The following is a 20,308-nucleotide window of genomic DNA, read 5'->3' as shown; positions in this document are numbered from 1 at the left end:
GGCGAGTCCTAGGTGGCGAAAGGGAAAATGACTGTAGCGGAAATCCCCCCGCGCGCGCAGGCGTCGGCTGGCTACAAAAGTTTACGGCGCGGTGGGCTCGGGCTCAGTACACGTCGCGGCGGTAACGGCCGGCGCGCGCCAGCGCCGTCACCGTCTCGTCGCCCAGCGTTTGCCGCAGCACGGCGTCCACGCCCGCCGCCATGCCGCCGGCGCTGCCGCACACGTAGATGGCGGCGCCCGCGGCGACCCATTCGCGCACGCCGGCGGCCGCGTCGGCCAGGGCCTCCTGCACGTAGCGCCGCGCGCCGCCGTCGCGCGAATAGACGCGGTCCATGCGCGCCAGCACGCCGGCCGCCTGCCAGGCGGCGAGCTCGGCGTCGTAGTACCTGTCGCTGGCCGCGTGGCGTTCGCCGAACAGCAGCCAGTTGCGGCGCCGGCCCGCGGCGGCGCGCGCCTTCAGATGCGCGCGCAGGCCGGCGATGCCGGTGCCGTTGCCGACCAGGATCATGGGCACGTCGTCGACGGGGGCATGGAACGCGGGGTGGCGCCGGATCCGCAGGCGCACCGTCGCGCCCAGCGGCGCGTGCGCGGTCAGCCATCCGCTGCCCAGGCCCAGCGCGCCGTCCGCGCCGCGCCGTTGGCGCACCAGCAACTGGACGACGCCGTCGGCGGGCAGCGAGGCGATGGAGTAGTCGCGGCGCACCGCCGCCGCCATGTCCGTGGACGGCATGTCCTCGCCGGCCCCGATGAGGATTTCGGCGATATCCCCCGCCTGCCAGGCCGGCAGGTCCTCGCCATCCGCCGGCGCCAGCGCCAGGTGATAGCACGGCGCGCCGGTGCTGCCCGGGTTGGCGTGCACGCGATCCGCCAGGCGCCAGACGCGATGGCCGAAGTCGAAAGCTTCGGCGGACGCGGCGGGAACGCGAGCTTGCGCCTCTGCCGGCGCAGTCGCGGTCTCGGCCGTGATCGTGGTGACGATCCCGGTCCCGGCCGCCGCGCCTTCAACCGGCGCTCCGCCGATATAGCCATGTTCGGGAGCGCCATCCGCTTCGCCGCTGACGTAGCCCCCTTCGGGCGCGGGCGCGCCAGTTGCCAGGCCCGCGAGCGCGGCGTGCCAACGCCGCAGCGCATGGCTGTCGACACGGTCGACTTCGACCGTGTCGAACAAAGGCGTGGCGCCGCTGTCGCGCAGCCATGCCGCCAGCCGGCGGCCGAAGCCGCAGAAATTCTCATAGGTGGCGTCGCCCAGCGCCAGCACGGCGTAGCGCACGCCGCGCAGATCGGGCAGGCTCGCCATGACCCGGTCGGCGAAGGTCGCCGCCTCGTCGGGCGGATCGCCCTCGCCATAGGTGCTGGCCACGAACAGCACGCGCGGCCACGCGGACAGGCGCCCCGCATCCATGCCGCCGAGCGCGGCGACCCGAGCGTCGACGCCGTCCGCGCGCAGGACGCCGGCCGTCATTTCCGCCAGCTCCACCGCCTGTCCGGTCTGGCTCGCATGCACGACGAGGACCGCCTCCACGGCGTCCGCCGCCTGCCGCGTCGATGCGGATGCCGGCACGACTGCCGCCCCAAACGCCGGGGACGACGCATTCGCAAGCTCCGCCCTGGCATGGCGCCGCCACCGCAGCCAGGCCCAGGCGCACACCAGCAGCCACAGCAGCACCGCGCCGCAGGCGAGGCAGGCGCGCGCGGTCATGCGGATCCGGCGTACTGGGCCGCGCGGCTGGCGATGAAGGCCTGGCTGGCGCGCGGCTCCAGGCCATGCTCGCCGCGCACCACGAACAGCGCCGCCAGCGATTGCGCGTTGGCCATGCGCAACCCGGCCTCCGCGCCCAGCACCGTCAAGGCGGTCGCCCACGCATCGGCCTGCATGCAGCTTTCGTGCAGCACCGTGACCGAGGCGACGCCGTTGTCGATGGGCCGTCCGCTGCGCGGGTCCAAAGTATGCGAGTGGCGCTTGCCCGCGTACTGGAAATAGCGGCGGTAGTCGCCCGAGGTGGCGATGGCCTGGCGGTCCAGCGCCACGTAGTCGACATGGCCGCCGCCGTCGGGCCACTCGATGGCCACGCGCCACGGCAACCCGTCGGGACGCAGCCCCTGCGCGCGCAGTTCGCCGCCCACTTCCAGCAGGAAGTCGTCCACGCCCAGCGCCTGCAAGGCGCGCGACGCGCAATCCACCCCATAGCCCTTGGCGATGGAGGAGAAGTCCAGCAGCACGCCGCCATCCTGCCAGGCATGGTTGCCGTCGCGCCGCACACGCGCCCAGCCGCAGCGCGCGCGGGCGGCGTCGATGGCGGCGGCCGACGGCGGTTCATGGGCGCGCTGGTGCGGGCCGAAGCCCCAGGCCTGCACCAGCGCGCCCAGGGTCGGATCGTAGGCGCCGCCGGTCAGGCGCGCGACGGCCAATCCGCAGTCCAGCACTTCCAGCATCTGCGCCGGCAAGGCTTGCCAGCCCGCCGCCGCGTGGTTGTAGCGCGTGATGGCCGAGTCCGCTTCCCAGTGGCTCATCTGCGCCACCACGTCGTCCAGCGCGTACTGGACGGCGCGGCGCGCGGCGCCCTCGCCCACCCCGGCCGGCAGCGCGAGGCGCGCCGACCAGGTGGTGCCCATGGTGGCGCCGGCCAGGGCGCAAGGCAGGCCGCCCATCCGTCCATAGCGCACCGTGGGCGGCGCCATGACGGCGGCCGGCAAGGCGCGAGGCCGATACGAAGCAGGCGAAACAGACGAACCGGAAGAACCAGGAGAAACCGACATACGCGACGCCGGCATTACTGCGCCAGCACCTCGAAGGTGCCCGAGTAGGAAATGCGGCGCTTGGCGGCGCGCGGCACCGTGGTCTTGGCGTCCTCCAGGGAGGCTTCGACCCAGTACATGCCCGGATGCGGCCACTTCACCTGGAACTTGCCGTCCTGCCCGGTCTTCAGCTTGATCTCGTCGAGCTTGTCGCGGTAGCGGCTGCCGCCCGGCACCACGTTCACCTCCAGCCCGGCGGCCGGCTTGCCGTCGATCTGCATCTGGAAGGTGGCGGCCTCGCCAGCGTAAAGATCGTTGGGGTGGGTCAGCGGCACCAGCTCCATGCCCTTGCCCACCGGCTTGACGGCGCTGGGCTTGCCGGCGGTGACGAAGGTCTCGACGCGGCCCATCACCTGGTTGATGCCCAGTTCCTGCGCGTTGGCGGGAATCTTGTCCAGGCCGTCGGCCTTGCCGAACAGGCGCTTGACCTTGCCGTCTTCCTTCCAGTGCGCGAACACGCCGTCGTTCACCACGGCCACGCGATACGTGCCCTGCTGCTTCAACTGCAGATCGAAGGTGCTGCGCAGCTTGCCGCGGTTCTGGTTCTCGGCCTCGGCGGCGCTGCCGTCCGGCGCGACGATGGCCAGGTTGTCCAGGCGCAGCGGCGCATGATTGAAATAGAACTTGTCGTTGCCCACGGCGGCGTCGACGGTCACCCAGTTCTGCTCGCCGGACAACACCGTCGACGAAGGCAGCAGCCACATATCGTGGGCGTGGGCGGCGCCCGGCAGGGCCAGGGCGGGCAGGCTCAGGGCCAGGACGGCGGCGAGACGGTTTGCGTACTTCATGGGAACTCCTTCACGCAAGGATGATTTCGGAATGGGATTCAGGGCGCCGCGCTGACGGCGATGGCGCCCAGTTCGTGTTCGCCGCGCGCGGTGGCCTGGGCCGGCTTGGTGGGCGGCCACTCGAAAGGCACGCGCACCAGTTCGCGGCCGCCCACTTCGCGCGCGGCCTCCACCACCAGGCCGTAATGGCCGGGCTTCAAGGCCGCCAGCGCGGGCGATTTGCTGTCCAGGCGCACGGCCTGGACGCCGGCCGGACGGGTGGCGCCGCTGACGCCGTCCACCGGGAACTGCTGGTTGCGGCCGCTGCGGCGCCACCACTGGCGCAGGTCCTTGAGCCATTCGGTGCCTTCGTTGTTGCGCTTGGCGACGTCGTACCAGACCGCCACGTCGGCCGCCACGCTCTGGTCGGCGTTCTCGATCCAGATGGCCACATAGGGCCGGTGGTACTCGGCCACGTCCAGGCGCGGGATCTCCACGCTGACGTTGAGTTCCGCGCCATGGGCCGCGCGGGAGATCGCGCCGGCCAGGATGGCGGTGAGTAGCAGTTTGCGCATAGGGTCGCTCCAGGAAATTTCAGGGCAGGTCAGTGAATGAACAGCAGGGCCAGCAGCACGGGAACCAGCAGGCCCAGCCCCACCACCGGCCAGGTCGCCAGGCGCCGGCCGGCATGCATCTTCAGCAGCAACAGGCCGGTCACGGAAAACACCAGACAGGCCACGGCACAGGCGTCGATGAACCAACGCCAGGCCACGCCGGTGTGGCGCCCCTTGTGCAAGTCGTTGAAGTAGGCGATCCAGCCGCGATCGGTCGTTTCGTACTCCACCGCGCCGCTCTCCAGGTCCAGCGAGACCCAGGCGTCGCCGCCCGCGCGCGGCAGGGAGACATAGATTTCGTCCGCCGACCACTCCGCCGTCTTGCCGGCCGCGTCGATGCCCAACTGGCCGGACAGCCAGGCCAGCGCGGCGGGCGGCAGGTCGGCCTGGGCGTGCCGCCCGCGCCGCTGCGCCGCCGCCCCGCTGCCCGCCCCCGCGCCGGCGGCCTGCATGGCGACCAGGGCCTGGCGCAGGTCGGCCGGCAGTTCGGCATGGCGGGTGGTCACGCGCGGCTTGGCCTCGATCAGGGCGGCGTTGTTCAGCGTCAAGCCGGTCAGCGCGAACAGCAGGATTCCCGCCAGGCACAGCGCGGCGCTGATCCAGTGCCACTGGTGCAGGGTCTTGAGCCAATACGAACGGCGCGAGGAGGGAGGATTCATCTGAGCGTAAGCAAAACAGCGGGCATTCTAGATGATGAGAATCGATCTCACTAACAAAACGGGGAGAAAAGCGGGCCGACTCTGTTTCAGTGCGTTTCGAAATCGGCGATCGCGCGGTGGCTGGCGAGGCTGCCGGTCGATCACTTTCTTCAAGAAATCAATGACTTATTCATTATCGCAAATAAGAATCATATTTATTTATAATGATGAACTTTTCCTGAATGGCGGTGTCGCCGCCGCGGCCAAGGTGATCGTCGTGTCTGAACAGGCCTTTCTTCCCGATATCGAAACGCTCTACCGCCACCACCACGGCTGGCTGGTCGGCATGCTGCGCCGCAAGCTGGGCAACCGCGAAAACGCGGCCGACCTGGCGCAGGACACCTTCGCCCGCCTGCTCGCCACCGCCAGCCCCGTGCAGCCGCGCGAGCCGCGCGCCTACCTGCACACCGTGGCCAGCTGCCTGGCGGCCCAGTACTTCCGCCGCCAGGCGCTGGAACGCGCCTACCTGGACGCGCTGGCCCAGCAACCCGAAGCCCTGGCGCCGTCGGCCGAAACGCGCGCGTTGATCCTGGAAGCGCTGGCCGCCGTCAGCCGGGTGCTCGACGCCCTGCCGGCGCGCACGCGCGCCATGTTCCTGATGGCGCAACTGGACGGGCTGACCTATCCCGCCATCGCGGCCGAACTGGGCGTCACCGTCAACGTCGTGCAGAAGGCCATGATCAAGGCGTTCCAGCACTGCTATGCGGCGGTCTATGGCTGAGCCGCGACACGCCCTGGCGGCGCCCTTCCAGCCGCGCGACGGCGGCGGGCCCATCGCGGCGGCCGTGGTGGCGCAGGCCGCCGTCTGGGCCGCCACGCTGCAGTCCGGCGTCGCCACCGACGCGGACCGCGCCGCCTGCCTGCGCTGGCGCCGCGCGCATCCCGAACACGAGCGCGCCTGGCGCCGCATGAGCGGCCTGGGCGAAGACCTGCGCCTGGGCGCCGCCGGCCTGCCGCCGCCGGTGGCGCGCGGCATCCTGGACGCGGCCTGCGCGCCGCGCCGTCGCGCGATGAAAGCGGCCCTGGGCCTGGCCGGGCTGGGCGTGGCGGCGGGACTGGGCTGGCGCGAACTGCCCCTGCCCCGCCTGCTGGCCGACTACCGCACCGGCGCCGGCCAGCGCGAGACCGTGGTGCTGGAGGACGGCACCCGCGTCATGCTGGGCACCGCCAGCGCCATCGACGTGCGCTTCGACGCGACGCAGCGCCTGGTGACCCTGCGCGAGGGCCGCATCCTCGTCGTCACCGGCGAGGACGCGCGCCATCGTCCCTTCATCGTCGCCACCGGCAGCGGCAGCATCCGCCCGGTCGGCACGCGCTACACGGTGCGCTACGAGCCGCGCGTCTCGCCCGTCGTCCACGTGGCGGTGCAGCAGGGCGCGGTGGACATCCAGACCCGCGACGGCGCGCGCACCCTGCGCCTGCGCGCCGGCGAACAGACGGCCTTCGACACCTACGCCATCGACGCGCCGCAGGGCCTGGATCACGCCGCCACCGCCTGGACCGACGGCATGCTGCTGGCCGAACGCATGCGCCTGGCGGATTTCGTGGCGGAACTCGGCCGCTATCGCGCCGGCCACCTGGGCTGCGAGGACAGCGTGGCGGACCTGCTGGTGTCGGGCGCTTTCCCGGTGGAGCAGCCCGACGCGGTGCTGGCCGCCTTGCAGGAAATCCTGCCGCTGCGGCTGCGCTACGTGACGCGGTATTGGGTGACGCTGGCGCCGCGATGAGCGTCCGCCGGGCGAAAGCGCCCTGCCCGGCAACGGCGGCAGGCCGCACGCGGGGCGCGCGCATGCCGGCGCGGGGGCGGCCTCCCGGGCGGCAGGAAAGTTGTAACGGCCAGGCAGTTTTCCGGATCTCGTGCATCAACCAGGCAAGAAGCGGCGTGCGGACCATGCCGCCCCCCCCTGTGTGAACGAAGGAAGGAAAATTCATGATGGCGATCCGTGGCGCGGCGAATATCGCACAACGCACCCCGTTCAAACGATCCCTGGCGTCCCTGCTGTTGCACGCCGCCGCCGGCGCGGCCCTGGCCGGCGCCGCGCCGGCCGTCCTGGCCCAGGCGAAAACCGATGCCGCCGTCGCGGGCGCCCGCGACTACGACATCCCGGCCAATACGCTGGACCAGGTGCTGAACCGCTTCGGCCAGCAGTCCGGCGCGATGATCGCCATCGATCCCGCCCTGACCGCCGGCAAGCAAAGCCGCGGCCTGCATGGCCGCTACGCCCCGGCGCAGGCGCTGGATGCCCTGCTGACGCCGCATGGCCTGCGCGCCGTGCCGGCGGCCAGCGGCGGCTACCGTCTGGTCCCCCTCCCGCAGGCGGCGCCGGTGTCGACCGCCAACGGCCCCGTGTACGACATCGAGGCCGTGCAGGTGCTCGGCACCGCCGAGGAAGAACTGAAGCAGTCGCTGGGCGTCTCCGTCATCACGGCGCGCGACATCCAGGAGCGGCCGCCGGCCAACGACCTGTCCGAACTGATACGCACCGTGCCGGGCGTCAACCTGACCGGCGCCAGCTCCTCCGGCGCGTACGGCAACCAGCGCCAGATCGACATCCGCGGCATGGGCCCGGAGAACACCATGGTGCTGATCGACGGCAAGCCGGTCCAATCGCGCGAAGCGGCGCTGATGCGCCGCAGCGGCGAGCGCGACACGCACGGCGACACCAACTGGGTACCCGCCGAGGCGGTCGAACGCATCGAAGTCATCCGCGGTCCGGCGGCCGCGCGCTATGGCTCCGGCGCGGCCGGCGGCGTGGTCAACATCATCACGAAGAAGCCCACCGACAAATTGTCGGGCTCGGCCACCACCTATTTCAGCTTCCCGGACAACAAGGACGAGGGCGGCACCCGCCGGCTGAGCTTCAACCTGTCGGGGCCCGTGTCCGAAAAACTGTCCTTCCGCCTGTACGGCAACGTCGCCAAGACCGACGCCGACTCCCCGGACATCAACGCCGGCCAGGCCGTCAGCGCCAACGCCGCCGGCCGCGAGGGGATGCGCAACAAGGACATCGACGGCCTGCTGCGCTGGGACATCAATCCCGACCACGTCGTCGAGCTGGAGGCGGGCTTCAGCCGCCAGGGCAACATCTACACCGGCGAATACCCCGTCAGCACGTCGGACGCCGCCTTCATCGAGCAACTGGCCGACGAAGGCGCCGAGGTGCGCCGCACCTATCGCCAGACCGCGTCCGTCACCCATCGCGGCAAATGGGGCGCGCTGGGCGATTCGCGCCTGACCTTCCAGTACGAAGGCACGCGCAACCTCGATTGCGTCAAGGGCACCGCCGGCGGCCCCGAAGGCAGTTGCACCGCGCCGCTGAACTTCAACGAATCGCGGCTGGAGAACTACTACACCAACGGCGAGCTGCACACGCCCTTCACGCTGGGCGGCTTCAGCCAGGTGCTGACCACCGGCTTCGAATACCGCCACCAGCGCCTGAACGATCCCAACTCCATCCAGCAGTCCCCGCCCAGCGGCGTGGCGGCCGCCACCGACCCGGTCTCGCGGGCGGATTCCTACGCCTTGTACGTGGAAGACAATATCGAGATCGCGCAGTCCTTCATCCTCACGCCGGGCCTGCGCTTCGATCACCATGACCGCTTCGGCGGCAACTTCAGTCCCAGCCTGAACGCCACCTTCGAGGCCACGCCGGAAATCACCTTCAAGGGCGGCATCGCGCGCGTGTTCAAGGCGCCCAACCTTTACCAGTCCAATCCCAACTACTGGTACACGACGCGCGGCAACGGCTGCCCGGTGGGCGTGTCCGGCCCCTGCTACATCCAGGGCAACGCCAGCCTGCGTCCCGAGATCGGCGTGAACAAGGAAATCGGCGTGCAGTGGAACAACCACGCGGGCGCCGACGCCAGCCTCACCTATTTCCGCAACGACTACAAGAACAAGATCGTGGCGGACATGTTCAGCCAGCCCACCACGGCCTTCCCGTCCTATAAGTACTACCAGTGGTACAACGCCGGCAAGGCGCTGATCCACGGCCTGGAGGGCAACCTCAACATCCCCCTGGTGGGCGAAGCGGGCGAGACGCTGAAGCTGCTGAACAACTTCACCTATATGTTCAGCAACGCCAGCAAGGAAACGCACCAGCCGCTGAGCATCATTCCCAAGTACACCGTCAACAGCACGCTGGACTGGCGCATCACGCAATCGCTGCGGGCGCAGGCCACGGCCACGTTCTACGGCCGCCAGAAGGCCCGCACGCTGACCAGCACCGGCGCCGACGCCGCCGGCGACGCCCTCTCCAGCGTCAGCCCCTACGCCATCTTCGGCATCGGCGGCAGCTACACCTTCGACAAGCACTACCGCCTGGGCTTCGGCATCAACAACCTGTTCGACAAGACCATCGAGCGGCGCTCGAACAACAGCTCGGCGGGCGCCTACACCTATAACGAACCCGGCCGGGTGTATTACCTGACGGCCACCGTCTCGTTCTGACCGTGTCGGCGGGCCCGGCCATGCGCGGAGAGGCGATTCCGTGCATGGACCGAGCCTGCCCGGCACGCCGGCGGCGCGCCGGCCCGATAAGATAGCGGCGGAGACGGCCGCCTTTTCGTTTCGCGCGGCCGCAACGGCCGCCGGCAGCGGCAGGCCGCCGAGGAGACATGGCCATGAATCTTTCCCTGCGCCACATGCGGGCCTTCGCCGCGCTCGCGGAACTGCGCAACTTCACCCGCGCCGCCGAGCACTGCTGCCTGACCCAGAGCGCCTTCAGCGCGCTGATCGCCAACCTGGAAAGCGATCTCGGCGTCCGGCTCTTTTCCCGCAATACCCGCAACGTGGAGCTGACGGCCGAAGGCGGCGTCTTCCAGCACATCGTCGCGCATCTGCTGCCGGAAACCGAACGCGCGCTGGCGGAGATGCGCGATCACGTCGAGCGGCGCAAGGGCAAGGTGGCGATGGCCGCCCTGCCCTCCATCTGCGCGGGCATCCTGCCGGAACTGATCGCCCGCTACGGCGAGCGCTATCCCGGCATCGCGGTGCAGGTGCAGGACGTGGCCAGCACGGTCTGCCTGGACATGGTGCGCAACCGCCAGGTGGACTTCGGCCTGTGCGCGGCCGCCTCGCCCAGCGCCGACCTGGACATCGAGGTCCTGGCGCGCGACACCTTCTACCTGATCTGCCGCGAGGACCATGCGCTGGCGGCGCGGCGGCAACTGAGCCTGGCCGACGTGGTGGAGCTGCCCATCATCGGCTTCGAGCGCAACAGCAGCATCCGCCAGCACCTGGACGCGGCCATCTATCCGCGCCAATGGCGGCGCGCGCACGAGGTCAACAGCCTGTCGACGGCGGCCGGCTTCATCGCGGCGGGGCTGGGCGTGACGGTGGCGCCGACGCTGGCGCTGTACCAGTTCCGCCTGGCCGGCTTGTGCGCGGTGCCGCTGAAGCTGCCCATCAACGAGCGCGACATCTGCCTGGCGCGGCGGCGCGACGCCACCGATTCGCTGGCCGCGGAAGCCTTCATCGACCTGCTGCGCGCCAGGTTGAAGGGGGCCGTGCGGGCGCTGGCGCCGACCGCCGCGGCGGCGGCCTGAGATGGACTGCTGCCCGCTATGATGGCGGGCATGATTCCCGTCCCCCTGCCTTCCGCGTCCTTCTTCTTCCTGATGGCGGCGTCGTTCTGCGCGCTGGCCGGCCTGGCGTGCTGGCTGGGCCTGCTGGCGGTCGGCAAGCCGGTCCGCCGCGCGTTCCGCGCCTCGCCCGTCAAGCACGGCGTGTCGTTGGCGGTGGTGCTGCTATTGAGCGGTCCGGCGCTGGCGTACCTGTATTTCACCTGGGAGATCGAGCGCGAATTCGCCCGCGAGGAGGCGGCGCGGCGGATGACGCTGGCGCAGGCGGCGCGCGTCGGCGCCATCGACATGCCGGCCGGGACGCGCTTGACCCTGCGCCGCGCCGGCGCGCCCGAGACCTTCACCCTGGCCGAGTTTCCACGGCCGGTCGCCGTCGGCGGCGTCCAGGCCACGCGGGTCGCGCGGGAGCTGACGGACGAGTATGACGAGACGTCCCATGACATCGCGGCGAGCTACCCCACGTCGCTGGCCGCGACCGGCGCGGGGGTGCAAGCCGTGGACGGCTGGCGCTGCGATGCGTCGCGGGGCGTGACCTTCGACACCGCCCGCGACGGCGCCTCGACGCGGATGGCGCATTGCGTGCTGGCGGACGGCAATGCGGTGGCCATGCCCCGGGGCCGCGATCGGTCGTCCTCCAGGCACGGCGACGGGGCGGGCGAAGCCGCCATGCCCGCGGCGGATGACAGGCCGGCGGATGACAGGCCTATCGCCTTGCCCGCGGGCACCGAGCTGCGCGCGACCGACGGCAATCGCTACGTCGACGGGTTCACGGACGCGGATCGCTGGGAAATCGAAGCGCCGGCGGGAACGGTGCTGCGGGTAGCGGGCCTGGCGGTATTGGATGCGCTGATCCGCCTGGACGGCGAGCGGCGTTATTTCGAACTGTCGCGCGGGACGCTGCCTTGCGACCTGGCCTTGGGCGAGATGCGCTACGCCGCGGGCGCGCGGATTCGCTCGGCGCCGCGCAACTGGCGCGACACGCACCCGGACGCCTGGGTCTTTTCGCCCTGGGACGGCATACCCGCGCGGCGCGAAGGCCATGCGGACGTGGGCGGCACGCAGTCCGTGGTGCAGGCGCCGGACGGCGCCGTGCTGGCCGTGGTCGACAGCGAATCGGTAGGGATCTTCCGTTATCCCGAAATCATCGTCGATCCCGCGCCGGCCAAGCCCCCTGCGGTGCAATGTCCCGTGGCGAAGGACTGAGCGCGGCGGAGGCTGCTGCTGTTGCGGCGGCGGTGTGCCGACGCGGCGCGGTTTCGGAAAGGCCGCGATGCTCCCCGGACGCATGCCTGGATCGGCGGAGCGAAGCGCCAGGTGTCAGTTGCCGCCCGGCTTGGCCCGCGTGGATTTGCGGGTGGATTTCGTGGCGGTCTTGCGGGCGCCGGCGGTCTTGGCGGAGGCCTTGGCGGCGGGCTTGGCGTCGCGCTGGGGCAGCGCGGGCACGACCATGGGTTCGAGCCATGACAGCACGTCGACATAGGCCAGGAAGTGATGCAGGTAGCCGGGCGCGAGTTCGCGCATCAAGGTCAGCGAACGGTGCACCAGGTGGCTGGAGTTCAGCGGGCCGGCATTGTCCGGGACCTGGAATTGCGATTCCTGCACGCGCAGGGAGGCGCTGACGCGCGACCAGAGCTGCTGGAATTCGTCGAGCAGCGGCAGCTCGGGATAGTGCGCGGTCCAGGGTAGCGCGGACCTGTTGCCGGCCGCCTGGCCGGTCAGTTCGTCGCGCAGCGCGGCCAGGGGCGTCGGGGCGGCAGGGGATGGCCTGGACGCCGCGTCCGTGGAATTTTCCCCCGTTTCCTTTTCGATACGCGCCGCGTATGCCTTGATCAGATCCGCCATGCGCGCATCCAGGCGCTGCCGCGCTTCGCCTTCGTGCGCGGCGGTGCGGCGGGCAAGGGCTTCCATGAAGAAGAAAGCGACGGGGTCCAGGCGCTCCCAACCCTGCTCGCGCCAGGCGGCAAGCCGCGCTTCCGGCGTCGGGGCTGGCGGCGTGTCGGGCGCCGCGTCGGGCGCTGCGTCGGGCGTCGCGTCGGGCGCTGCGTCGGGCGTCGCGCCGGGGGTCATATCGGATGGCTTACCGGCGCGGGTCATCGCTGCGACGTGGACGCGTGGGCTTTGCTGCCCGATGCCTTGTGAGCGGGCGTTTTGTGTGGGGACGCCTTGTGGAATGGCGCCTTGCCGGCCGATGACTTGTTGCCCGGCGCTTTGCTGGCCGACGTCGCGGGCGTCGGCTTGTCGGCGGCCTTGGCCGTCGTCAGGCCGGCCGCCGCCGCGCCAGCCGCCGCCTCGGCGGCACCGGACGTGGAAATGGTACCGGACGTGGACGCGGGCGCGGACGGACTCGCCTGGACGGCGTTGCCCTTGTCCTGGGCTTGCGCGCTCTCCTGGCCCTGGCCGCCATCCTTGCCCGGGCCCTGCGAACCGATGCTGCCCTGCCCTTGCGTGCCGTCCTTGCCTTGGCTCTGCGAAGCGGCCTTGTCCTGACCTTGCACGCCGTCTGTGCGCGGACCCTGCGAGGCGTCCTTGTCCTGGCCCTGTACGCCGTCCTTCACCGAGCCCTGAGAACCGTCCTGCCCCGGCATGCCGTCCTTCGCCGGACCCCGTGCATCGCCCTTGCCCTGCACGCCGTCCTTGCCCGACCCTTGAACACCGTCCTTATCCTGCCCCGGCGCGCCATCCGCGGTCTGACGCGGGATCGGCGCGATTTCGACGCGGCGGTTCCTGGCGCGGCCGTCTTCGTCGTCGTTCGACGCCACCGGCTGCTCCGCGCCGAAGGCGGCGGCGAAGATGGCGCCGCGCGGCACGCCGGCGTCGATCAGCGCGCGCGTGACCGTCAGCGCGCGCTGCGCGGACAACTCCAGGTTGTCGGCAAAGCGCCGGTTGCCTTCGCGGATCTGCTGGTTGTCCGTGAAGCCGCTGACCATCAGGATCTCGGCATGGCTCTGCAGATACGTCGTCAGCGGCTGCACCAGGCTTTGCAGCACCTCGCGGCCCTCCGGCTGCAACTGGTCGGAGTTCAACGCGAAAAGCACGTTGCCGCTGATGCCGATGCGCCCGTTCACCAGCGTGATGCGGCCCTGCGCCAGCGGCACGGCCAGGGCCTCCTCCAGCGTCTGGCGGCGCTGCGCTTCTTCCTGGCGTTGCTTGACCTCTTCCCGCAGCTTGCTGCTCAGGTCCAGTTGCATGCCGATCACGCCCAGCAGCACCAGGACGAAGGAGCCCAGCAACACCGACATCAGGTCGCCGAAGACGGCCCAGGTCGGCGCGGAAGTCTCGACGCCGGCGTCGATATCGTCGCTCATGCCGCCTCGGCGCCGTTATCCGCCCGCGCGGCGGCGAGCTGCTGCAGGTCCTCGATGATCTGCTTCTGCGACATCACGCTCAGCTCGACCACTTCGCGCGCCTGCGCCACGTAGTAGGCCAGTTGCTCGTCGCTGCGCGCCAGCGATTTGTCCAGCGCGGTCTCGATGCGCTGCAACTGCTCCACCAGGGCCCCGTTGGATTGGCCGAACAACTGCACCGCGGCGCCGAAGGCCTCGCCCATGCTGCCGATTTCCGCCGCGCTGCCGGTGACCTGGGCGGCGATGCCGGCCAGCTTGGCCGTCTCGGCCTCGACGTGGCCGGCGAGCTTGCCGGTTTCCTGCTCGACGTGGGCCGTGAGGGCCGCCGTCTGGTTTTCCACGTGCGAGGTGAAGCTGACGCCGACCTCCTGCAGCAATTCGGCCGAGCGCGTCACCAGGGCGTCGACCGCGCCGCGCTGCTCGTTGGCCGCATGGTTGACGGCGTCCAGCAGCGTCGCCACGGTTTCCAGCAGGCGGCCGCGCTCTTCCAGCATCGCGTTGTCGCGCTCCATGCTGGCGGACAGGTTCTCGCGCAGTTCCGAGATCACGCTGGCCGCGGCGCGCGGCGCCTCGGCGGCGGCCTGCAGCAGGCCGGCGATCTCGGCAACCGTATCGCGCGCCTGGTCCTCGGCCTGCGCGGCCATGTCGCGCGCGGCCTGGGCCAGGGTGTCGCTGATCTCCTCCGCCCGGGTGGTGGCGCGCCGCTCGATCTTGTCCAGGTGTTCCTGCAACTCGGCGGTCATGCCGGCGAGGGTTTCGCGCCATGCCTCCAGGCGTTGCTGTTCCTGGGCGGCGGCGTCGGCGCGCGCCTGCGACTGGTCCTGGGCCAGGGTTTGCAGCAGCGCTTCGGCGCGTTGGGCGCCAGCCTGTTCCTGCTTGTCCAGGGCGCTTTGCCAGGTCTGCGTGACGCCGGAGGTGGCGTTTTCCAGATGCAGGGCCACGTCGCCCAGCAGGCGTTCGGTGCGTTCCTCGAACGCGGCGGCGTAGCGGTCCAGCGTCGCGCCCAGCGCCTGCGCCAGTTGCTCGCTGTCCTGCCGGTGCTGCGTCAGCGCATCGGTCCAGACCTTGGCGACGTCGCCGGTGGTGGTCTGGAAATGCGCGGCCAGGCCGGCCAGTTGTTCGCGCACCGATTCCGTGACGGTGGCGCGCCAGGTGGCGGTCTCGTTGGCCAGGCCATCCAGCGTGGCGCGCACGGCGGGCTGGATGGCCTCGCCGGCGATGCGGGCGCTGATGCCGATGTTTTCCTGCAAGGTCTGCTGCACCGCGGCCGCCAGTTCCTCGTAGGCGGCGGCGGAGCGGTCGTGCAGGGCCTGCTGGCTGGCGGCAAGGCGCTCGGCCAGGGTCTGCTGCTCCTGGGCCAGGCGCTGGTGCAGGCTTTCCTGGTCTTGCGTCAATTGGCTGGCCAGGGCTTGCTGGCCGCCGGCCAGCGTGCCGTTGAGGGTCTCGTAGCTGGCGGCCAGCTTGTCGTTCAAGGCCCCGTAGCCGTTTTCCAGCTTGCCGGCCAGCTTGTCGTAGCCGCTTTCCAGCTTATCCGTGAGCGCCGCAACGTCGGCGCCCAGCTTGCCGCCCAGCTCCGCATGGCTGGCGCCCAGTTGCTCGCCCAGGCGCCCCAGGCTGTCGCCCAGCCGGCCTTCCAGCGCGGCGTGGTTGGCCACCAGCTTCTCTTCGAGGACAGAGTGATTCGCGACCAGCTTTTCCTGCAGCGCGGCCTGGCCCGCGACCAGGGCGCCTTGCAGGGTATCGAAGCCGGCGCGGATGTGGTCGTTCAACTCGGCCTGCTTGCCGGTCAGCGCTTCATGCAGCGATGCATGGCGGCCGGCGAGGCCGTTCTCGATGGCTTCCAGGCGCGCGGCCTGGCGTTCGGCCTGCTCGGCCTGACCCTGGACCAGGGCGCCGCGCAGCGCCTCGTGGCGGCTGTCGAGCTGCTGGTTCAAGGCATCGTGATTCGCCGCCAGGCGCTGGTGCAGGTTTTCCTGCCCCTCGCCCAGGCGGGCGTTCAAGGCGTCGAAGCCCTCGCCCAGCCGGGCGCCCAGGCCGGCGAGGCTGTCGCCCGTGGCGCGGCCCAGTTCGTCCAGGCGTCCGCCCACGCGCTCGGTGAGGCTGTCCAGGCGGCCGCCGACGCGCTCGCTGAGCCCGTCGAAGTTCTCGCCCAGCGTCGACGTGAGCGTGGCCAGGCTGCCGCCCAGGCTGGAACTCAGCGTCGTCAGGCCGCCGCCGAGCTTGCCGCTCAGGGCCTCGAAATCGCCCGCGATGCGCGTGTTGAGCTGGTCCAGGCCCCCGCCCAGGCGATCGCCCAGGGTATCGAGACCGCCGCCGAGACGTTCGGTCAGCGCGTCCAGCCCGCCGCCCAGGCGGGTGGCCAGGGTCTCGTGCTGCGCGCCCAGGCGCTGCTGCAACGATTCCTGGCCGGCGCTCAGCCGCTCGCTCAGGGCCTGGTGGTCGCCCACCAGCCGGGCGCTCAGCGTTTCATGGTTGCCGGTCAGCTTGGCGGTCAGCGCGGCGTGGTCGGCGGCCAGGCGCTCGGTGAGCGTCCGGCTCTGGGTTTCCACGGCCTGCGCCACGGATTGCAGGCGTTCGACCAGCGCCGGCATCAATTCGGCCTGGCGCTGCATCAGGCGGAAGACTTCCTCGCGCTGGTGGCGCTGCGACTGGCCGCCCATATCGCGGGCGATGCGGCTGTCCAGTTGCTGCGAGACCTGGATGCGGTCGCGCCGCGCCAGCGCGGCCAGCAGGCCCAGCGCGGCCGAGGTCGCCACGCCGGCCACCGAGGTGCCGAAGGCGAAACCCAGGCCCTTGATGGGCGCGGCCAGCGAGGCGCGTATGCCTTGCAGGTCCGAGGCCGCTTCCAGCGCGCCGCCGGTGCCGCGCAGCGTCGCCACCATGCCCAGGAAGGTGCCCAGCATGCCCAGCAGGACCAGCAGGCCCACCAGATAGGGCGTCATGGAGGGACCGGGCAGCGCCACGCGCTCGCCGTCCAGGCGCAGGCGCACGGCGTTGCGCAGGCTGGGATGCAGGCGGTCGAGCCAGGCGCCGGCGTCGGCCGCCGGGCTGGCCAGGTCGGCCAGGCCGCGCGCCAGCGTGCCGGTCGCGCGCTGGTAGCGCTGCAGTTCGAGCACGCCGCCCAGGTAGAAGGCGGCGATCAGCAGGGTGACCGCCAGCGCCAGGCCGTTGCTGCCGGCATAGCCCACGCCGACCCAGGCGACGACGGCCAGACCGGCCAGGAATACGACGAAATTGATCAGGTATTTGGACATGGTGTCCCGTTATCAGGCGCGAAAGGCGGCAAGCAGCCCTTCGACCGGTTGTAAACGAAGCGCCAGCTCGGCGTGCATGACGGCGCGCATATCCCGGCGGAAGGCGTCCAGCCACGCGCCGGCGCGCACCGGCGGCGGACGCTGGGCCGCCTCGGCCTCGGCGAGCGCGTCCTGTTCGGCCTGGCGCAGGTCCCGGTAGCGCGTTTCCAGCAGCCCGGGCACGCCCGCCAGCAGGTTGTGCTCGCGCGCGGCCAGCACCCGCTCCATGACGGCATCCAGCACCGCCAGGCGCGCCATGCCGGCCGCGCTGGCGGCGAGCATGGTGCGCAGGCGCACGCGCAGGCTGCCGATGGCGTTTTCCATCGTCTGCTGCAGCGTCAGATAGCGCTGGCGATAAATGGAAAAATCCGTCGGCTCTTCCACCTGGACGCCACGGCCCGTCGGCGAAGCGCGCCGGCGAGGCGTGAAAACGCCCTCGATGGACTTTTCCAGGTAAGCGCGGACGTCGGCACAGGCGCGCGATTCTTCGCCATCCTCTCCCCGCGCGCTGGCCGGAACCACCGGCGGGTCGCCATCCAGGGCGGCCGACAGCGCGATGGCGTCGGTCCAGGCCAGCCAGGACCCCATCCGGTCGGTGGTCGACTGCCCCGGCGGGGTCGCTTCGATGTCCGTCAAACGCGCGAGCAGGCGGATGAGCGCCGGACCGCTGAGACCTGTGCGCCGTGGTTGTTGCACCATAGCACCCGAGTCAAAAAGCCAGGAGTTTAACAGCAGGGGGTGGCCCCCCCCTACCGCGCAGAGCGCGGCCCCCCAAAGGGGGCGCCACCGGCGGACCGGAAGGAGGGGCCCACCCCAGTCGCGCTGTGCGCGCCTCCCCTCAAGGGGCGACACCAGCGGACCGGGGGACCCGGATCCGCGGTGTCCCCGATTGGGCCGGGGGTCTTGAGTTGCGGCTACGCGGGAAGTGTTTGCCTGGCTTAGCGCACCACTTGCCAGGGGGCCTGGGCGCCGGGGTAGGTTACGCCGTATTTTTCGATGGCGGCGGGGTCGAAGTTGAAGCCCAGGCCGGGTTCGCGGGGGAGCAGGAGGTGGCCGTCGCGGGCTTGTAGCTGGCGGTCGATGAGGCGGCGGAAGTTGACGATGTGGTCGTCGGGCATCCACTCGACATAGGTGCAGTTGGGCGAGCTGGCCACCAGGTGGGCGTGGACGTCGTGCCAGGCGTGCGGGGCCACGGTGACGCCGTGGCTGTCGGCCGTGGCCGCGATGCGGCGGAATTCGGTGATGCCGCCGCACACCGTGGCGTCCGTCTGCAACAAGGTGGTCGCCTCGCGCGCCAGCAGGTCCTTGAAGCGCCAGCGGCCGGCCTCGATTTCGCCGGTGGCCACGGTGACGGGCGTGGCGCGGGCCAGGCGGGCATGGTTGTCGATGTCGTCGGGCGAAAAAGGCTCCTCGATCCAGAAAGGCCGGTAGGGCTCGAAGGCCCGCATGTATTCCAGCGCCGTCGGCAGGTCGCGCCAGGCATTGTTGGCGTCCAGCATCAGGCGCACGTCGTCGCCGATGGCTTCGCGCACGGCGGCGATGCGCTTGCGCTCCCCGGCCACGCTTTCCAGGCCGACCTTCATCTTGACGGCCCGAAAACCGTCCTTGACGTGGCCCGCCATTTCCGCGGCCAGCTTGTCCGGCGTCTTGCCCGGCAGGTAGTAGCCGCCGCTGGCGTAGGCCGGCACGCGGTCGTCCACCGCCGCGCCCAGGTACCGATAAAGCGGCAGGCCGGCGCTGCGCGCGTTCAGGTCCCACAGGGCGATGTCGATGGCGGACAGCGCGCGGACCACGCCGCCGGCGCGGCCCAGCAGCAGCGCTTCCTGGTACATCTCGCGCCACAGGCCTTCCACCCGCAGCGATTCCTGCCCGACCAGGCGCGGCGCCAGCAGGTCGGTCACGGCCACCGACAGCAGGCGGCCGGCGCTGTTGACCGCGTAGCAATAACCCAGGCCTTCATGCCCTTCGGTGTCGCGCACGCGCACCAGGCAGTATTCGCGCGCCAGGACCTTGCGGGTCGCGAAGGTGACGGGGTTGTCCAGCGGGACGCGGGCGATGCAGACGGAAACGGATTCGATGGTAGGCATGAAGGAAAGGGCTCCGATGAAACTGGGCGCGCCGATGCGGCGTACAGCGAGGAAAAACGGAAAAGTTCGAACGATCGGGCAAACGATCGAGCGAGCGAGCATTCAATCGAACTTGATGTTGGCCTCCTGGATCACCTTGGTCCATTTGGTCTTTTCGGCATCGATCAGTTGCTGGAACTGCGCCGGCGATTCGTCCAGCGGCGTCAATCCCAACTCGGTCAGCCGCTGCCGCACGGCGGGCTCCTGCAGGACGCGCGAGATTTCCTTGTGCAGGAAATCGACGGTGCGCGGCGGCGTGCCGGCCGGCGCGATGATGCCGAACCACACATTGGCCTCGTAGCCCGGTACGCCGGACTCCGCCAGCGTGGGCACGTCGGGCAACTGCGGCAGGCGCTGGGTGGAGGTCACGCCCAGCGCCTTCAGCTTGTGGTCCTTGATGAAGGGCAGGCTTTGCGTCGGCGTGGCGAAGATCAGGGGAATCAGGCCGCCGATGACGTCGGTCTGGGCCGGCGCCCCGCCCTTGTAGGGAATGTGGTTCATGCGGATGCCCGCCATCTGGTCCAGCAGCTCCAGCGAAATGTGCTGGGTCGAGCCCTGCCCCGGCGTGCCGAAATCGATGCCCTTCTGCTGCGTCTTGGCCAGCGCGATGAGATCGCGCACATTGTTGGGGCCGAACCTGGGATTGGCCACCAGCACGAAGGGCGTATCCGCGATCAGCGACACCGGCGCGAAATCCTTCAGCGTATAGCTGAGGTTGGGATATAGCAGCGTGTTGGTGACGTGGGAGGAAATCACCAGCATCAGCGTGTAGCCGTCGGGCGCGGAACGCTTGAGTTCGGCGGTGGCGATGGTGCTGTTGGCGCCCGGCTTGTTCTCGACGATGACGGGCTGCGGCCAGCGCTTGCTCAACTCGGCCGCCACCATGCGGGCCACGGTGTCGTTGGAGCCGCCCGGCGCCATGCCGACCATCAGGCGCACGGGCTTGTCGGGAAAGTCGGCGGCGGCCGCCAGCGGCGCCGTGGCGGCGAGCAACGCGCCGAGTCCGAGGCCGGCCAGGACGCGGCCGGCCCGCCGGCACGCGCCGGCAAAGGGGGGATGGGACATGCGGGTCTCCTCGCAGGTTTTT

At 70.5% G+C, this 20,308-nt stretch carries 15 protein-coding genes and 1 pseudogene; 5 read left to right on the top strand and 11 right to left on the bottom strand.

The genetic code is table 11. From position 1 onward, the window contains the following. Positions 1-103: 103 nt before the first annotated feature. The 5 genes from CAL29_RS31805 to CAL29_RS04205 all read right to left on the bottom strand — a co-directional run bounded on the left by CAL29_RS31805 (position 104) and on the right by CAL29_RS04205 (position 4,836). The gene (locus tag CAL29_RS31805) at positions 104-1,699 is read right to left on the bottom strand and encodes a sulfite reductase subunit alpha (RefSeq protein WP_256977180.1); all 1,596 of its coding nucleotides are present in this window, start codon (positions 1,697-1,699) and stop codon (positions 104-106) included. Next, entirely contained in the window at positions 1,696-2,679 is a 984-nt protein-coding gene (locus CAL29_RS04220) for an FAD:protein FMN transferase (RefSeq protein WP_094852701.1), read from the bottom strand. Before CAL29_RS04220 ends, CAL29_RS31805 begins: the two co-directional genes overlap by 4 nt. A 92-nt stretch (positions 2,680-2,771) precedes the next feature. Continuing rightward, positions 2,772-3,584: a DUF4198 domain-containing protein gene (locus CAL29_RS04215; RefSeq protein ID WP_094851713.1), complete on the bottom strand. Its 813-nt coding sequence runs from the start codon at positions 3,582-3,584 to the stop codon at positions 2,772-2,774. Between the two features lie 38 nt (positions 3,585-3,622). Next, complete coding sequence (locus CAL29_RS04210; protein ID WP_094851712.1) at positions 3,623-4,138, bottom strand: DUF2271 domain-containing protein; 516 nt, start codon at positions 4,136-4,138, stop codon at positions 3,623-3,625. A gap of 29 nt (positions 4,139-4,167) precedes the next feature. Next, complete coding sequence (locus tag CAL29_RS04205; protein WP_094851711.1) at positions 4,168-4,836, bottom strand: PepSY-associated TM helix domain-containing protein; 669 nt, start codon at positions 4,834-4,836, stop codon at positions 4,168-4,170. Between the two features lie 250 nt (positions 4,837-5,086). Here CAL29_RS04205 and CAL29_RS04200 point away from each other — a divergent pair, with 250 nt between their 5' ends. The 5 genes from CAL29_RS04200 to CAL29_RS04180 all read left to right on the top strand — a co-directional run bounded on the left by CAL29_RS04200 (position 5,087) and on the right by CAL29_RS04180 (position 11,661). Further along, entirely contained in the window at positions 5,087-5,596 is a 510-nt protein-coding gene (locus CAL29_RS04200) for a sigma-70 family RNA polymerase sigma factor (RefSeq protein WP_373559715.1), read from the top strand. After that, positions 5,589-6,602, top strand: a complete 1,014-nt coding sequence (locus tag CAL29_RS04195) for a FecR domain-containing protein (protein ID WP_179283899.1) — start codon at positions 5,589-5,591, stop codon at positions 6,600-6,602. The genes CAL29_RS04200 and CAL29_RS04195 overlap by 8 nt, the downstream gene beginning before the upstream one ends. 203 nt (positions 6,603-6,805) lie before the next feature. Continuing rightward, entirely contained in the window at positions 6,806-9,325 is a 2,520-nt protein-coding gene (locus tag CAL29_RS04190; protein WP_094851708.1) for a FepA family TonB-dependent siderophore receptor, read from the top strand. A gap of 173 nt (positions 9,326-9,498) precedes the next feature. Further along, positions 9,499-10,422 (top strand): LysR family transcriptional regulator, encoded by a 924-nt coding sequence (locus tag CAL29_RS04185; protein WP_094852700.1) that lies wholly within the window; start codon positions 9,499-9,501, stop codon positions 10,420-10,422. A gap of 30 nt (positions 10,423-10,452) precedes the next feature. Next, positions 10,453-11,661 (top strand): hypothetical protein, encoded by a 1,209-nt coding sequence (locus CAL29_RS04180; protein ID WP_143277602.1) that lies wholly within the window; start codon positions 10,453-10,455, stop codon positions 11,659-11,661. Between the two features lie 114 nt (positions 11,662-11,775). Here CAL29_RS04180 and CAL29_RS04175 read toward each other — a convergent pair whose 3' ends face one another. The 6 genes and pseudogenes from CAL29_RS04175 to CAL29_RS04150 form a co-directional block, all read right to left on the bottom strand. Continuing rightward, on the bottom strand, positions 11,776-12,525 hold the full coding sequence (locus CAL29_RS04175) for a DUF2894 domain-containing protein (RefSeq protein WP_094852699.1): 750 nt from the start codon (positions 12,523-12,525) through the stop codon (positions 11,776-11,778). A gap of 596 nt (positions 12,526-13,121) precedes the next feature. Continuing rightward, positions 13,122-13,763 (bottom strand): annotated as a pseudogene (locus CAL29_RS31800) (OmpA family protein); the annotation flags it as partial. Further along, the gene (locus tag CAL29_RS04165) at positions 13,760-17,056 is read right to left on the bottom strand and encodes a DUF802 domain-containing protein (RefSeq protein ID WP_094851706.1); all 3,297 of its coding nucleotides are present in this window, start codon (positions 17,054-17,056) and stop codon (positions 13,760-13,762) included. The pseudogene CAL29_RS31800 and the gene CAL29_RS04165, both read right to left, overlap by 4 nt. 12 nt (positions 17,057-17,068) lie before the next feature. Further along, positions 17,069-17,794 (bottom strand): DUF3348 domain-containing protein, encoded by a 726-nt coding sequence (locus CAL29_RS04160; protein WP_094851705.1) that lies wholly within the window; start codon positions 17,792-17,794, stop codon positions 17,069-17,071. 239 nt (positions 17,795-18,033) lie between these two features. Then, complete coding sequence (locus tag CAL29_RS04155) at positions 18,034-19,182, bottom strand: mandelate racemase/muconate lactonizing enzyme family protein (RefSeq protein WP_094851704.1); 1,149 nt, start codon at positions 19,180-19,182, stop codon at positions 18,034-18,036. A gap of 102 nt (positions 19,183-19,284) precedes the next feature. Continuing rightward, complete coding sequence (locus tag CAL29_RS04150) at positions 19,285-20,286, bottom strand: tripartite tricarboxylate transporter substrate binding protein (RefSeq protein WP_094851703.1); 1,002 nt, start codon at positions 20,284-20,286, stop codon at positions 19,285-19,287. Between the last annotated feature and the right edge of the window lie 22 nt (positions 20,287-20,308).

This window comes from Bordetella genomosp. 10, from assembly GCF_002261225.1.
GTDB lineage: Bacteria > Pseudomonadota > Gammaproteobacteria > Burkholderiales > Burkholderiaceae_B > Bordetella_C.
This window is presented reverse-complemented; position numbering and strand designations above follow the sequence as displayed.

Excerpts from the sequence above, each read along its gene's own strand:
- CAL29_RS04175 (WP_094852699.1), bottom strand. The coding sequence starts at position 12,525 with ATGACCCCCGGCGCGACGCCCGACGCAGCGCCCGACGCGACGCCCGAC.
- CAL29_RS04215 (WP_094851713.1), bottom strand. The coding sequence starts at position 3,584 with ATGAAGTACGCAAACCGTCTCGCCGCCGTCCTGGCCCTGAGCCTGCCC.
- CAL29_RS04160 (WP_094851705.1), bottom strand. The coding sequence starts at position 17,794 with ATGGTGCAACAACCACGGCGCACAGGTCTCAGCGGTCCGGCGCTCATC.
- CAL29_RS04165 (WP_094851706.1), bottom strand. The coding sequence starts at position 17,056 with ATGTCCAAATACCTGATCAATTTCGTCGTATTCCTGGCCGGTCTGGCC.
- CAL29_RS04220 (WP_094852701.1), bottom strand. The coding sequence starts at position 2,679 with ATGGCGCCGCCCACGGTGCGCTATGGACGGATGGGCGGCCTGCCTTGC.
- CAL29_RS04185 (WP_094852700.1), top strand. The coding sequence starts at position 9,499 with ATGAATCTTTCCCTGCGCCACATGCGGGCCTTCGCCGCGCTCGCGGAA.
- CAL29_RS04210 (WP_094851712.1), bottom strand. The coding sequence starts at position 4,138 with ATGCGCAAACTGCTACTCACCGCCATCCTGGCCGGCGCGATCTCCCGC.
- CAL29_RS04205 (WP_094851711.1), bottom strand. The coding sequence starts at position 4,836 with ATGAATCCTCCCTCCTCGCGCCGTTCGTATTGGCTCAAGACCCTGCAC.
- CAL29_RS04195 (WP_179283899.1), top strand. The coding sequence starts at position 5,589 with ATGGCTGAGCCGCGACACGCCCTGGCGGCGCCCTTCCAGCCGCGCGAC.
- CAL29_RS04190 (WP_094851708.1), top strand. The coding sequence starts at position 6,806 with ATGATGGCGATCCGTGGCGCGGCGAATATCGCACAACGCACCCCGTTC.
- CAL29_RS04150 (WP_094851703.1), bottom strand. The coding sequence starts at position 20,286 with ATGTCCCATCCCCCCTTTGCCGGCGCGTGCCGGCGGGCCGGCCGCGTC.
- CAL29_RS04180 (WP_143277602.1), top strand. The coding sequence starts at position 10,453 with ATGATTCCCGTCCCCCTGCCTTCCGCGTCCTTCTTCTTCCTGATGGCG.
- CAL29_RS04155 (WP_094851704.1), bottom strand. The coding sequence starts at position 19,182 with ATGCCTACCATCGAATCCGTTTCCGTCTGCATCGCCCGCGTCCCGCTG.
- CAL29_RS31805 (WP_256977180.1), bottom strand. The coding sequence starts at position 1,699 with ATGACCGCGCGCGCCTGCCTCGCCTGCGGCGCGGTGCTGCTGTGGCTG.